A 12,901-nucleotide genomic window follows, 5' to 3' on the forward strand; every position below is an offset into this window, starting at 1 on the left:
TGGCTGGCAGGAGGGTGGCCGCGCTAGAGCGTGGCCGTGGTCAGCCGGCGGGTGGTGGCGGCGGCGGACTCCACCAGCTCCGGGTCCGGCGTCAGCCCGCAGGAGCCGAGCCACGTCGCCAGCAGCTGGTGGCCGCCCTCGGTGAGCACCGACTCCGGGTGGAACTGCACGCCCTCGATGGGCAGCTCACGGTGCCGCAAGGCCATGACGATGCCCGACGGCGTGCGCCCGGTGACCTCCAGCTCGTCGGGCACGCTGCCGGACTCCACCGCCAGCGAGTGGTAGCGCGTGGCGGTGAACGGCGACGGCAGCCCCGCCAGCACCCCCACCCCGTCGTGGACGACCTCGCTGGTCTTGCCGTGCAGCAGCTCCGGGGCCCGCACCACCACGCCCCCGAACGCCTCGGCGATGGCCTGGTGGCCCAGGCACACGCCCAGCACCGGCATCCCGGCCTCCGCGGCCGCCCGGACCATCGGCACGGTCACCCCGGCGTCGGTGGGGGTGCCCGGCCCCGGGGACAGCAGCACCCCGGCCACGTCGAGGTCGGCGAGCTCGGCGGTGGTCACCGCGTCGTTGCGCCGGACGACGCTGGGCACGCCGAGCTGTCCCAGGTACTGCACGAGGTTGTAGACGAAGCTGTCGAAGTTGTCGACGACCAGCACCGGCCGCACGTCAGCGCTCACCGTCCGCTCCCGGGGTCCACGGTCACGGCCGTGAACGGCAGCATCGGCTCCACCCACGGGAAGACGACGAACAGCAGCAGGGCGGCCACCACCGCCGCCAGCAGCAGCGACTGGAGCGCCTTGGCGGCGTTGCCGCCGGGCAGGCGCCGCCAGATCCAGGTGTACACGTGCGGGTCTCCTCGTCGGTCCGGTGGGCCCAGTGTCCCGGCTCAGCCCTCGCGCAGGGCGGCCGGGCCGTCGGGGGCGTCGGCCCGGCTCTGCGCGTCGTCCAGCGCGGCGTGGACGATCAGCCGCTGCCGGGCCGAGTACTTCGGGTGGCAGGTGGTCAGGGTCAGGTACTTGCCGCTCGCCGCGACCCCCGGCGGGCCACCGGGGGTCGCGGCGATGACGTCGACGTCCGCCGGTGTCACCACGTGCTGGCCGGGGATGCCGGTCGGGTCGGCGAAGTCGCCGGTCGCCGGGTCCCCCAGCACCCGGTAGGTGAACCAGCCGTCGGCGGTCTCCACGACGATGGGGTCGCCCGGGCGCATCTGGTCCAGGTCGAGGAAGGGCGAGCCCCGGCCGACCCGGTGCCCGGCGACGGCGAAGTTGCCGTCCTCCCCGGGCATGGCGGTGTCGGCGTAGTGGCCGGGGCCCTCCTCGAGCTCGGCGGTGCCGGTGCCCTCGACGACCACCCGGGACCAGTCCTCCCCCAGCCGCGGGACGTGCACGACGGCGAACGGCTCGCCGACGGCGACCTCGATCGGCCCGCCGTCGAACGTGCCGCCGCCTCCCGCCGGGTCGTCCCAGGCGGCCTGCAGCTCGTCGCTGAGCTCGCCCTGGCGCTGGTTGGTGAGCAGGTCGGTGACCCAGAGCTCGTAGACGACGAACAGCAGCACCACCAGACCGGCGGTGACCAGGGTCTGCCCGATGCCGCGGACGAGGGTGCGCACCCGCTCGGCGGGACCCCGGGGCCGCCCGTACCGCACGGGCCCGGCGGACGCGGGCCACTCCGTCCCCACTGCGCTGCCCACGAGGCCCTCCGAGTCGGCGGCCGGAGATCAGCCGGCGTCGGCGTACTGCATGTCGAGGGTGCCATCGTAAGCGGGCAGCTCCACCGTCCTGGACTCCCGCACGGCGAACGTCAGGCCGAAGTCGTCGACCGCCTGCTGCAGCAGCTCGACCCCCTCGGACGCCGCCAGCTGGGCGCGCATGTCCCCCGCGTCGCCGACCGCGGTCACCACGAACGGAGGGGAGTAGGTCCGGCCCTGCAGCAGGAGGGTGTTGCCGACGCAGCGCACCGCGCTGGTGGCGATCAGCCGCTGGCCCATGATGGCCACCCCGTCGGCCCCGGCCGCCCACAGGGCGTTGACCACCGCCTGCACGTCGGACTGGTGGATGACCACGTCGTCGCCGGTGGCCCCGGCCGGCAGGCCGCCGCCGGGTGGGCGGGGGGCGTCGTCCAGGGTGATCTGCAGCCCCGCGCCGGTCAGCGGGGTCAGCCCCGCGGACGTCAGCCCCGCGTCGCCCTCCACCTGGGCCGAGGCGACCTCGCCGTTGCGGGACGCCGCCTGCTCGGTGAGCTGCTGGATGCGCTCCTGCACCCGCAGCAGCTCCTGCTGCTGGCGGGCGACCGCCTGGTCCCGCTGCGCGATGAGGCCGGAGAGCTCGCTGCTGGTCCCGGCCCGCAGGTCGGTGCCCAGCGCCGTCTTCCCCGAGGTGGCGAACAGCAGGCCGGCCAGCAGCGCGACGACCGGCACCAGGGCGGCCCAGATGCGGCGGCTGCCGGGGCTGCGGCGGGACATGGTCTGCTCCTTCCGGGCCCGGCGGCGGTCTGCGCCCGCCTCCGCAGCTTAGGCTGGTCCGCGGAGTCGCCGGGAGCAGCAGGCCCCCGGCTGGAGGAGGAGTCGGCGCGGTGCCCAAGTCCAAGGTGCGGAAGAAGTCGGTGTACACCCCGCCCGAGGGCGTGCTGCCCTCCCGGGCGGCCCGTACCCGGGCAGCCGAGCCCAGCCCCCGCTGGTACGCGGGCGTGATGGTGGCCCTGATGCTCCTCGGTCTGCTGTGGATCGTCGTCTACTACGTCGCCGGCGACCGGATCCCCTTCATGGTGTCCCTCGGCGCATGGAACTTCGCGGTCGGCTTCGGCGCCATGGTGGCCGGGCTGATCATGTCGATGCGCTGGCGCTGACCGGCGGCCCCCCGCGCGGCACCTGACCAGGCCCTCGTCCCTCCGGGACGGGGGCCTCTGTCGTCCCGTCCCCGGGACCGCCGGCAGGGGTGTGGACGGAGCCGGGCCGGTGCCTCTGTGTGGACGCCTGGTCACTCTGTGGACAGACGGTCGGATCGGGAACCGGTCCGGTCCCCAGCGCCCGGACTGTGCACAGCCCACGGCGCGTTCCACAGCCCCGACCGGTCGCCGTCCTCAGCGTTGTCCACCACATGTGCGCTCCGCGCCGTCTCCGCCGGGGCGCTGACCAGCACGGATCCCGCCCGTGTGACTCATGGGGCGGAAACGGCACAACGGTAACTACACCCGTGCAAGTCCATCCCCAGCTGTGCACACACTTGTGGAGAAGTCGACTCGACGGCGGTGGACGGCGACCGGCGACCGTCCCGCGCAGGTCGACACGGCGACCGCCCGCGCGCGCTCGGCCGGTGCTGGCACGCTGGTCGGGTGCGGTGGTCCACCCGGAGCGGCGAGACCGCGGGCGCCGTCGTCGTCGCGGCGGTCCTGGCCGGGGCCGCGCTGCTCGCGGACCCGGTGGGCCGGCTGCTGGTGGGGACCGCCGCCGCGGTGCTGGTGGCGGTGGCCGCCCGCGACCTGCTGCTGCGCCCGCGGGTGTCGACCGACGGCACCGGCGTGACCGTGCGGACCCTGACCGGCCGCACCACCATCCCGTGGCCGGCGCTGCGGGTGCGGGTCCGGGGAACCCGCCGGCTGGGCGTGCTCAGCCGGACGCTGGAGCTCGAGGACGCCCGCGACGACGCCGTCCTGCTCGTCCTCGGCCGCCGCGACCTGGGGACCGACCCCGACGCCGTGGCCGTGGCCCTGCGGGCCGACGGCGGGCGGCCCGGCTAGCGCAGGCCGGCGAAGAGCAGGACGAGCAGGACCAGGACCAGCACGGCGGTCCCGGCCACCGCCACGGGCAGCCGCCGGCGGGCGGTGACCAGCACGGCCGCCACCGCGGCACCGGCGACCAGGCCGCCCAGGTGGCCCAGCAGGGAGATGCCCGGCAGGAAGCTGATCGCCAGGTTGATCGCGAGCAGGGTGAGCAGCCCCCGCAGGTCCTGCCGCTGCTGGACCAGCACGACGCCGAAGGCCCCCAGCAGGCCGTAGATGGCCGCCGAGGCCCCCACGGCCCCCTGGTGATAGGAGCCGAACAGCTGCAGCGCCACCGAGCCGCCGAGGGCGGAGACGAGGTAGACGGTGAGGTACCGGGCGCGGCCCAGCTGCCGCTCGAGCTCGGACCCGAACAACAGCAGGGCCAGCATGTTCAGCGCCAGGTGGATCGGCCCGACGTGGGTGAAGGCGCTGGTGACGACCCGCCACCACTCCCCGGCGTCGACCGCGGCGGGGCTGACGGCGAAGGCGTTCTGCAGCGGGGAGGCGAAACTGCGCAGCGGGTCGACGCCCACGAGCACCGCGGAGACGGCGGTGGCCAGGCCCACCGCGACGTTGAGCGCGATGAGGCCGAGCGTGACCGGGCCGAACCGGCGGCCCGCGCTGCGCACCCCGCTGCCGCGCCGCGGACGGCGGACGCCGGCGTTCCCGGCGCGCACGCACTCCGGGCACTGGAAGCCCACCGAGGCGGGCGTCATGCACTCGGGGCAGATCGGGCGCCCGCAGCGGACGCAGGAGACCCCGGTGGGCCGGTCCGGGTGCCGGTGGCAGGTCGCCGGCGGGGGCGCCGGACGCGGGTCACCCGCGCCGGCACCCCCAGGCGCGTCGGGCGTGGTCAGCTGCGCTGCACCTCGACGGACGTGATCACCACGTCCTCCTTCGGGCGGTCCCCGCGGGCGGTGGGCACCGTGGCGATGGCGTCCACGACCTGGCGACTGGCGTCGTCGGCCACCTCACCGAAGATCGTGTGCCGGCGGTTCAGGTGCGGGGTCGGGCCGACGGTGATGAAGAACTGGGAGCCGTTGGTCCCCGGGCCGGCGTTCGCCATGGCCAGCAGGTAGGGGCGGTCGAAGGACAGCTCGGGGTGGAACTCGTCGCCGAACTGGTAGCCCGGGCCGCCGGTCCCCTGCCCGAGCGGGTCGCCGCCCTGGATCATGAACCCGCTGATGACGCGGTGGAAGACCGTCCCGTCGTAGAGCCGGTCGGTGGTCTTCTGCCGGGTCGCCGGGTGCGTCCACTCACGGGCGCCCTCGGCGAGGTCGGCGAAGTTCGCCACCGTCTTCGGGGCGTGGTCGGGGAACAGGTCGACGGTGATGTCGCCGTGGTTGGTGTGCAGGACGGCACGCCGTGCGGCGGGGGTCTGGTCGGTCACGGGCCCACTCTCCCACTGGAGGCGGAGCGGCGTCGGGGGGCGGTGGGTGCGGTCCCGTCCCTCAGCGGGTGCAGGCCGCCGACAGCTCCCCGTGGTAGGCCAGCACCAGCGGGGCGCCGGTGCACACGACGCTGCGGCCGGGCTCGACCGCCACCGCGCCGGCACCGGTGCCGCCGACCGGTGACTCGGCGCCCAGGAAGGACTCCAGGAAGCCCGGTCCGACCAGCCGGTCCACGCGGGTGTCCTCGGGGTCGACGCCGTTCATCTCGGCGGCGTACCGGTAGGCGTCCTCGCGGCCGAGCACCCGGTCCACCAGGCCCCGGTCGACGGCGGTGTAGCCGTCGAAGACGAAGGCACCCAGCTCGTCGACGATCGTCTGCGCCGGGATGCCCCGCGCCTGGGACACCCAGCCGACGAACTCGCCGTACTCGCGGTCCAGGCCCGCGCCCAGCACCGCCCGCTCCTCCTCGGTCATGTCCCGGTAGGGGTTCCCGAAGTCCTTGCCGCGGCCCCGGCTCAGGTACTCCTCGGTGATGCCGCCCTCGGTCGTGATGCCCGGCTCCAGCAGCGAGCCGGGGATGCCGGTGACGTCCCGGTAGCGCTGGAACGGGCCCATGATCACGCCGATGCTGCCGACCAGGCTGCCGTGGTCGGCCACGATCTGGTCGGCCCCCGCCATGGCGTACATCCCGCCCGAGGCGGACAGGCCCTGCACGTACGCCATCACCTGGTTGCCGGTGCGCTTCTGGTAGCGCTCGACGGCGTCGGCGATGGCGCGCGAGCCGTAGATCGTGCCGCCGGGGGTGTTGAGCTCCAGGACGAGCCCGTCGGCGTCGTCGGCCTCCAGGTCGTCGATGGTCTCCGCGACGTCGTACCCGTAGGTCGCGCCGCCGAAGGTGCTGCCGTCGCTCTCGCCGCCCAGGATGACGCCGGTGACCGGGACGGCGACCAGCCTCGCCGTCGCCTCCGGCGCACCCCACACCGTCTCCGTCGTCGGCCCGCTGGGCGTGCTGTCGCCGGCCGCGGCGGTCAGCCCGACCAGGGCCAGCACCATCACCACCGCCAGTCCGAGGGCGACCACGCCCAGCACCACGCCCGCGCCCAGGCTCGCCCCGAACCCGAGGGCGAAACCGCGGCGGAAGGAGCCCCGCTCGCGCACCGGCGGGGCCGGCTGCCAGGCGGGCGGAGGCGGTGACGGCGGCAGCTGCAGCGGCGACGGCGGCATCGGCGGCGGCGACGCCGGCATCGGTGCCTCCGATGCCGGCGGCTGCGCGTCGGGTGCCGGCGGCTGCGTGCTCATCTGGGGTCCTTCCGGATCTCGGGACGGCGAGACGCCGACGGTAGCCGTGGACGTCAGCCGCACGCCGTTCCCGCGCCGGGCGGTCCGCTCAGGTCCGGGGGTCCTCGGCCGACCGGAGCTCGGCCGACCCGCAGGGTGGGACGGACCGGTCCGCCCCGGCGTCGCCGTGCCGGGGGCCTCCGCCCGGGAGGTGTGCGGACAGGCCGGTGCGGGCCGCCGGGGAGTCGAAGATGGGGCTGTCCAGGGCCCCGTCCCGGCCCACCACGGCCTCGAACGCGGCCAGGTGCCGGCCCATGGCCTGGGCGGCGCCGTCGCCGTCCCCGTCGCTGATGCACTCCGCCACCCGGCGGTGCGCCCGCCGGGCGTCGCCGAGCTCGTCGTGCGAGTGCCCTCCGGCGGGGGCGTGCCAGGCGGCGATCTGCAGCACGCCCAGCAGCGTGACCCGGTGGAACTCGTTCCCGCTGGCGTCGGCCACCAGCCCGTGGAAGCCGACCGTGTCGATCAGGCGCTCGTCGGCGTTCGCGCTCGTCACCGCGAGCAGGTGGGCCCGCTGCGCCGAGGTGGCGTTGCGGGCGGCGAGGCTGGCGGCGGCCGGCTCCAGCAGCCGCCGGAACTCGAAGAGGTCCTCCAGCCGGGCGTCGGAGAGGGCGAGCAGCAGGGCGGTGGACCGGGTCACGTGGCCGATGTCGGGCCGGTCGACCCGGATCCCCCCGCGCGACCCCCGGCGGATGGCGATCAGCCCCTGTGACTCCAGCAGCCGGAGCGCCTCCCGCACGGTCGCCCGGCTGAACCCCGAGCTCTCGATCAGCTCGCTCTCGTTGGGCAGCTCGGTGCCCCGGGGCAGCCGTCCCCGGACGATCTGGTCGCGGATCTCGTCGGCCAGGATGGAGGAGGCCTTCGGGATGGTCGGCCTGGTGCCCCACCCCACCACCACGGCCGGCTGTGCCGCCGCGCCGTCCGGTCGGTCAGACGACGCCGGCATCGCGCATCTCCGAGACCTCCTGCTCGGACAGGCCCATGGCCCCGAGGATCGCACCGGTGTGCTGCCCGAGCGCGGGCGGGGAGGTGTGCACGTCCAGCGGTCGCCCGTCGAGCCGGATGGGGGTGCGCAGCTGCCGGACGCCGTCCACCTCCACCACCATCCGCTCGGTGACGACCGGGTCGGCGAACACCTCGGCGAGGTCGTTGACCGGCCCCACCGGGACACCCAGGCCGACGAGCAGGTCCAGCCAGTGGGCCCGCGGGTGCTCCCGCAGGCGGTCCTCGAGCTCCGCGCGGAGCACCGGACGGTGCCGCACCCGCTCGGTGTTCGTGGCGAACCGCGGGTCGGTCGCCAGCTCCGGGGCGCCGAGCCCGGTCACCAGCCGGCTGAACTGCCGGTCGGTGCCGACCGCGAAGGCGAGCTCGCCGTCGGCGGTCGCGAGCGTCTCGTACGGGCAGATGCTCGGGTGGGCGTTGCCGAACAGCGCCGGGTGCGCCTCGGCGGTGAGCCAGCCCGACGCCAGGTTGACCAGCAGCGACACCTGGCTGTCCAGCAGGGCCACCTCGATGTGCCGGCCCACGCCGGTGCGCCCGCGCTCGACCAGCGCCGCCAGGACGCCGGTGTCCATCTGCAGCCCGGACACGATGTCGGTGATCGCCACGCCGGCGCGGGTGGGCGGCCCGCCGGGCTGGCCGGTCACGGACATGAAGCCGCCCATCGCCTGGGCGACGAAGTCGTAGCCCGGCCGATCGGAGTAGGGGTTGCCCGACCCGAACCCGGTGACCGTGCAGGTGATGACGCCGGGGTTGTCCGCGGCCAGCGACGCCCGGTCCAGTCCGAAGTCGGCCAGCCGGCCGGGGAGGAAGTTGTCCACGACGACGTCGGCGGCCAGCGCGAGCCGCCGGGCGACGGCGCGCGCCCGGGGGTCGTCCAGGGCCAGCGTGAGCGACCGCTTGCCGTGGTTGACCGCCAGGTAGTACGAGCTAATCCCGGCCGGGGTGAACGGCGGCCCCCAGTGCCGGGTCTCGTCGCCGCGGCCCGGGGTCTCCACCTTGACGACGTCGGCGCCCAGGTCGGCCAGCTGCATGGTGGCGAAGGGGCCGGCGAGGACCCGGGTCAGGTCGAGCACCCGCAGTCCGCTCAGCGGTCCGTCCCGGACCGGCCCGGCCGGCCAGCCGGCACCCTCCCCGGCCGGCCCGGGCGGCACGGGCGGGACGGGCGTCATCGCACGTCCACCGGGTCGGGGAGGACCTCGGCGGTGGCCTCGGCGAAGTGGCAGGCGACCAGGTGCGGGCGGCCGGCCCCGCCGATGTCGCGCCAGGCGGGCACCTCGGTGGCGCACACGTCCTGGGCCATCGGGCACCGGGTGCGGAACACGCACCCGCTGGGCGGGTCGACCGGGCTGGGCACGTCGCCGGTGAGCAGGATCCGTTCCCGGGTCTGCTCCACGTCGGGGTCGGGCACCGGGACGGCGGAGAGCAGCGCGCCGGTGTAGGGGTGCCGCGGCCGCTGGTACAGCGTCTCCCGGTCGGTCAGCTCCATCGGCCGCCCGAGGTACATCACCAGGATCTGGTCGGCGACGTGGTGGACCGCCGACAGGTCGTGCGAGATGAACAGGTACGAGAGCTCCCGCTGGTCCTGCAGGTCCCGGAACAGGTTCAGCACCTGCGCGCGGATCGACACGTCCAGGGCGGCGACCGGCTCGTCGCAGACGATCAGCGCCGGCTCGACCGCCAGCGCCCGGGCGATCGCCACGCGCTGCCGCTGCCCGCCGGAGAACTCGTGCGGGAAGCGCTCCGCGGCGTAGGCGGGCATGCCCACCTGCTCCAGCAGCTGGTGCACCCGGTCCCGCCGCTCCCCCGGCCGGACCACCGAGTGCACCACCAGGGGCTCCTCCAGGATCTGGCCGATCGTCATCCGGCTGTTCAGTGACGAGGTGGGGTCCTGGAAGACCATCTGCGTGCGGCGCCGCGCCTGACGCCGGTGGGCGCCCCGCAGCGTCGTCAGGTCGGCGCCCTCGAGCACGATCCGGCCGCCGGTGGCCGCGGTCAGTCCCTGCACCGCCATGCCGGTCGTCGACTTGCCGCACCCGGACTCGCCGACCAGGCCGAGGGTCTGGCCGGCCCCGATGGTGAACGAGACGTGGTCGACCGCCTTGACCACCGCCTTCGACCGGCCGGCACCGGAGCGGACCGGGAAGTGCACCTGCAGGTCCTGCACCTCCAGCAGCGGCGCGGTCACCCGGACACCCCGCTGCCCGATGCGGCACCCGTCGAGGACACGGCTCCCGGCGAGGGCACGGAACCGGGCGAGGCCACGGACCCGGGGCGGGAGGCCGGGTCGGGGCCGGGCGGGGCCTCCACCCAGCAGGCAGCGCGGTGGCCGACGGCCACCTCGACCAGCTGCGGCCGTTCGGTGCGGCAGACGTCCTGGCGCGCGGGGCAGCGGTCGTAGAAGGCGCAGCCCGGGGGCAGCGCGGTCAGGTCCGGGGGCAGGCCGGGGATGGCGCGCAGCCGGCTGCGCTCCGGGTCGCGGAACCGCGGCACGGAGTCCAGCAGGCCCTGGGTGTAGGGGTGCCGCGGCCGGTGGAAGACCTGCCGGACGTCGCCCTCCTCGACCACGGAGCCGGCGTACATGACCACGACCCGGTCGGCCAGGCCGGCGACCACCCCGAGGTCGTGGGAGACCCAGATCAGCCCGAGGTCGGTCAGGTCGCGGACCATGTCCAGCACCTGGGCCTGCACGGTGACGTCGAGGGCCGTGGTCGGCTCGTCGGCCACCAGCAGCCGTGGCGAGGACGCCAGCGCCATGGCGATCATCGCCCGCTGCCGCATGCCCCCGGAGAGCTGGTGCGGGTACTGGTCCACCCGGGTGCCCGGGTCGGGGATGCCGACCCGCCGCAGCATCGACACCGCCCGCTCCCGGGCCTCCGCCCGGCCCAGGCCCTCGTGCCGCCGGGCGCCCTCGGCGACCTGCCGGCCGATCCGGAGCACCGGGTTGAACGAGCTCAGCGCGTCCTGGAAGACCATCGCCACGTCCCGGCCGAGCACCTCCCGCAGCTCCCGCGCCGGCAGGGCCAGCAGGTCGGTGCCGTCCAGCAGCACGCGGCCGCTGGTGACCACCGCCGGCGGGGTGGGCAGCAGCCGCAGCGCGGCCAGCAGGCTGGCGGTCTTGCCGCAGCCGGACTCCCCGACGATGCCGACCCGCTCCCCGGCCCGGACGGCGAAGGAGACCCCGTTGACCGCCCGGGCCACCCGGGCGCCGGTGCGGAACTCCACCGAGAGGTCCTGCACCTCGAACAGGACCGGGGCGGTCGCCGGCGACCCGGTGGGCGGCAGGCCGGTCGGCGGCAGGGCCGTCGTCACAGTGCGTCCTCCCGTCGACGCCCGCCCACCAGCAGCCGGCGCCACATCGTCCCGGCGGAACGGTGCCCCCGCTGGGCCCGCATCCGTGGGTCGTACCGGTCGCGCAGCGCGTCACCGAGGAAGTTGAAGGCCAGCACGATGCTGAGGATGGCAAGGCCGGGGAAGAGCCCGAGCCACCACTGGTCGATGAAGTTCCGCGCCTCGCTGACCATGGAGCCCCACTCCGGCGTGGGCGGCGCCGCGCCGACGCCGATGAAGCTGAGCCCGGCGGCCAGCAGGATCGCCATGCCCAGGTCGACGGTCATCTTGACGGTGATCGCCGGGGTGGCGAAGGGCAGCACGTGCCGGCGGAACACCCGCACCGGGCTGCAGCCCACCGACTCCGCGGCGGTGACGTGCAGGTCGGCGCGGGTGGCCAGCACCTGGCCGCGGGTCAGCCGGGTGTACTCCGGCCAGGTGACCACGGCGATCGCGATGACCACGTTGCGGCCGCTGGGCCCCAGCGCCGCGGCGATGGCCAGCGCGAGCACCATCGCGGGGAAGGCGAGGAAGACGTCGCTGATCCGCATGACCACCTCGTCCACCCAGCCGCCGGCGAAACCGGCGACGGCGCCGAGCGTGACGCCGACGAGCACCGAGATCGCCACCGCGCTGACGGCGATCGGCAGCGACAGCCGGGCGCCGTACATGACCCGGGCGAACACGTCCCGGCCCAGGGTGTCGGTGCCGAACAGGTGGGTGCCGTCGGGCCCGGTGAACCGGTTGGCGATGTCCTGGTCGGTGATCGGGTCGAACGGCGTCCACCACGGGACGGTGATCGCGACCAGCACCCAGCCGAGCACCAGCGCGCCCCCGATCCACAGCGCGGCGTCCCAGTTGCGCGGCGCCGCGGTCGTGCCGCGCGCCGGCGCGGCGGCGCCGGGTCCGGTGACTCCGGGGTCGGGGTCGGTGGCCCCCGGGTCGCCGAGCGGGTCGAGCGGGTTGGTCCCGCGGGAGAGGGTCATCAGGCCCCCAGCCGGATGCGCGGGTCGAGGGCGGCGTAGGCGATGTCGACCACGGCGTTGGTGAGCACGTAGACGGCCCCGATCAGCAGGGTGACGCCGAGGATGGCCTGGTAGTCCAGGGCGCGGGCGGCGTCCACGGCGTACCGGCCGATGCCCGGCCAGGAGAAGACCGACTCGGTGAGGACGGCGCCGGCCAGCAGCCCGCCGACGGCGAGGCCCAGGATGGTGACCGTCGGCAGCAGCGCGTTGGGCAGCGAGTGCACCACCAGCACCTGCCGGGGCGACAGGCCCTTGGACCGGGCGGTCACCAGGTAGGGCGCGCGCAGCACGTCCAGCATCGAGGCGCGGGTGATCCGGGCCAGCAGGCCGACGAAGAACGACCCGAGCGTGAGCGCGGGCAGCAGCAGGTGCGCGACGGCGTCCCCGAAGGTCGCCCACTGCCCGGCCAGCAGGGCGTCGACGGTGTAGGCGCCGGTGACCGTCGGCGGCACGGTGGAGCCGGCGCCGAGCCGGCCCTCCGGGCCGGGGAACCAGCCGAGGTTGAGGTACAGCACCTGCAGCAGCAGCAGGCCCAGCCAGAACACCGGGACGCCGGAGGCGACCAGGGCGATCAGCCGGACGACGAGGTCGGGCCAGCGGCGGTGGCAGTAGGCGGCCGTGATGCCGAGGACCAGGCCGGTCAGCCCGGCGACGAGGATGGCGGCCACGGCCAGCTCGATCGTCGCCGGCAGGGCGTCGGCCAGGTCCTCGGCGACGCCGCGGCGGCTGACGACCGACTGGCCGAGGTCGCCGCTGACCAGGTTCTGCAGGTAGGTCCAGAACCGCACCGGAAGCGGCTGGTCCAGCCCCCACTTGGCGCGGTAGGCCGCGGCGATCTCCGGGTCGCTGGCCGCCCGGTCGCCGAGCAGCCGGGACAGCGAGTCACCGGGCAGGTAGTTGGCCAGCAGGAAGGTCACCACCAGCAGGCCGAACAGCGTCGGGACGGCGACCAGCAGCCGCCGCGCGGCGAACCGGGTGAGCCCCACTCGTCCCCCTCTCCTGTGCCGACCGGACGGCAGCCGGGCCGGGGACCGCGCGGTCCCCGGCCCGGGTCGG

At 75.3% G+C, this 12,901-nt stretch carries 15 protein-coding genes; 2 read left to right on the top strand and 13 right to left on the bottom strand.

What is annotated here, in order from left to right:
* Positions 1 to 23: 23 nt before the first annotated feature.
* The 4 genes from ACWIX6_RS00530 to ACWIX6_RS00545 form a co-directional block, all read right to left on the bottom strand.
* The gene (locus ACWIX6_RS00530; protein ID WP_448614893.1) at positions 24 to 683 is read right to left on the bottom strand and encodes an aminodeoxychorismate/anthranilate synthase component II; all 660 of its coding nucleotides are present in this window, start codon (positions 681 to 683) and stop codon (positions 24 to 26) included.
* A complete protein-coding gene (locus ACWIX6_RS00535) occupies positions 680 to 850 on the bottom strand; it encodes a hypothetical protein (protein WP_448614894.1) in 171 nt (56 codons plus the stop codon). The genes ACWIX6_RS00530 and ACWIX6_RS00535 overlap by 4 nt, the downstream gene beginning before the upstream one ends.
* Positions 851 to 892: 42 nt before the next feature.
* A complete protein-coding gene (locus tag ACWIX6_RS00540) occupies positions 893 to 1,615 on the bottom strand; it encodes a class E sortase (protein ID WP_448614895.1) in 723 nt (240 codons plus the stop codon).
* A 108-nt stretch (positions 1,616 to 1,723) separates the two neighbouring features.
* Entirely contained in the window at positions 1,724 to 2,467 is a 744-nt protein-coding gene (locus tag ACWIX6_RS00545; RefSeq protein ID WP_448614896.1) for a DUF881 domain-containing protein, read from the bottom strand.
* 110 nt (positions 2,468 to 2,577) lie between these two features.
* On the opposite strand from ACWIX6_RS00545, the gene crgA reads away from it, so the two are divergent.
* Both crgA and ACWIX6_RS00555 read left to right on the top strand, forming a co-directional pair.
* Complete coding sequence (crgA, locus tag ACWIX6_RS00550) at positions 2,578 to 2,850, top strand: cell division protein CrgA (RefSeq protein ID WP_448614897.1); 273 nt, start codon at positions 2,578 to 2,580, stop codon at positions 2,848 to 2,850.
* Between the two features lie 486 nt (positions 2,851 to 3,336).
* Positions 3,337 to 3,741 carry a PH domain-containing protein gene (locus ACWIX6_RS00555; RefSeq protein ID WP_448614898.1) on the top strand — a complete coding sequence of 135 codons (405 nt, stop codon included), beginning with the start codon at positions 3,337 to 3,339 and terminating at the stop codon, positions 3,739 to 3,741.
* Here ACWIX6_RS00555 and ACWIX6_RS00560 read toward each other — a convergent pair.
* The 9 genes from ACWIX6_RS00560 to ACWIX6_RS00600 form a co-directional block, all read right to left on the bottom strand.
* Entirely contained in the window at positions 3,738 to 4,481 is a 744-nt protein-coding gene (locus ACWIX6_RS00560; RefSeq protein ID WP_448614899.1) for a rhomboid family intramembrane serine protease, read from the bottom strand. The two genes, ACWIX6_RS00555 and ACWIX6_RS00560, sit on opposite strands and share 4 nt — an antisense overlap.
* Positions 4,482 to 4,618: 137 nt before the next feature.
* Positions 4,619 to 5,155 carry a peptidylprolyl isomerase gene (locus ACWIX6_RS00565; RefSeq protein ID WP_448614900.1) on the bottom strand — a complete coding sequence of 179 codons (537 nt, stop codon included), beginning with the start codon at positions 5,153 to 5,155 and terminating at the stop codon, positions 4,619 to 4,621.
* A gap of 61 nt (positions 5,156 to 5,216) precedes the next feature.
* Positions 5,217 to 6,455, bottom strand: a complete 1,239-nt coding sequence (locus ACWIX6_RS00570) for a S49 family peptidase (protein WP_448614901.1) — start codon at positions 6,453 to 6,455, stop codon at positions 5,217 to 5,219.
* Between the two features lie 88 nt (positions 6,456 to 6,543).
* Positions 6,544 to 7,437, bottom strand: a complete 894-nt coding sequence (locus ACWIX6_RS00575; RefSeq protein WP_448614902.1) for a FadR/GntR family transcriptional regulator — start codon at positions 7,435 to 7,437, stop codon at positions 6,544 to 6,546.
* Positions 7,421 to 8,662, bottom strand: coding sequence for a CaiB/BaiF CoA transferase family protein (locus tag ACWIX6_RS00580; protein WP_448614903.1), 1,242 nt, complete (start codon positions 8,660 to 8,662; stop codon positions 7,421 to 7,423). The genes ACWIX6_RS00575 and ACWIX6_RS00580 overlap by 17 nt, the downstream gene beginning before the upstream one ends.
* The gene (locus tag ACWIX6_RS00585; protein ID WP_448614904.1) at positions 8,659 to 9,678 is read right to left on the bottom strand and encodes an ABC transporter ATP-binding protein; all 1,020 of its coding nucleotides are present in this window, start codon (positions 9,676 to 9,678) and stop codon (positions 8,659 to 8,661) included. Before ACWIX6_RS00585 ends, ACWIX6_RS00580 begins: the two co-directional genes overlap by 4 nt.
* Positions 9,675 to 10,802: an ABC transporter ATP-binding protein gene (locus ACWIX6_RS00590; protein WP_448614905.1), complete on the bottom strand. Its 1,128-nt coding sequence runs from the start codon at positions 10,800 to 10,802 to the stop codon at positions 9,675 to 9,677. Before ACWIX6_RS00590 ends, ACWIX6_RS00585 begins: the two co-directional genes overlap by 4 nt.
* Entirely contained in the window at positions 10,799 to 11,806 is a 1,008-nt protein-coding gene (locus ACWIX6_RS00595; protein ID WP_448614906.1) for an ABC transporter permease, read from the bottom strand. Before ACWIX6_RS00595 ends, ACWIX6_RS00590 begins: the two co-directional genes overlap by 4 nt.
* Complete coding sequence (locus tag ACWIX6_RS00600) at positions 11,806 to 12,831, bottom strand: ABC transporter permease (RefSeq protein WP_448614907.1); 1,026 nt, start codon at positions 12,829 to 12,831, stop codon at positions 11,806 to 11,808. The genes ACWIX6_RS00595 and ACWIX6_RS00600 overlap by 1 nt, the downstream gene beginning before the upstream one ends.
* Between the last annotated feature and the right edge of the window lie 70 nt (positions 12,832 to 12,901).

The organism is Modestobacter sp. URMC 112 (assembly GCF_053502575.1).

Excerpts from the sequence above, each read along its gene's own strand:
- ACWIX6_RS00545 (WP_448614896.1), bottom strand. The coding sequence starts at position 2,467 with ATGTCCCGCCGCAGCCCCGGCAGCCGCCGCATCTGGGCCGCCCTGGTG.
- ACWIX6_RS00595 (WP_448614906.1), bottom strand. The coding sequence starts at position 11,806 with ATGACCCTCTCCCGCGGGACCAACCCGCTCGACCCGCTCGGCGACCCG.
- ACWIX6_RS00570 (WP_448614901.1), bottom strand. The coding sequence starts at position 6,455 with ATGAGCACGCAGCCGCCGGCACCCGACGCGCAGCCGCCGGCATCGGAG.
- ACWIX6_RS00575 (WP_448614902.1), bottom strand. The coding sequence starts at position 7,437 with ATGCCGGCGTCGTCTGACCGACCGGACGGCGCGGCGGCACAGCCGGCC.
- ACWIX6_RS00560 (WP_448614899.1), bottom strand. The coding sequence starts at position 4,481 with ATGACGCCCGCCTCGGTGGGCTTCCAGTGCCCGGAGTGCGTGCGCGCC.
- ACWIX6_RS00580 (WP_448614903.1), bottom strand. The coding sequence starts at position 8,662 with ATGACGCCCGTCCCGCCCGTGCCGCCCGGGCCGGCCGGGGAGGGTGCC.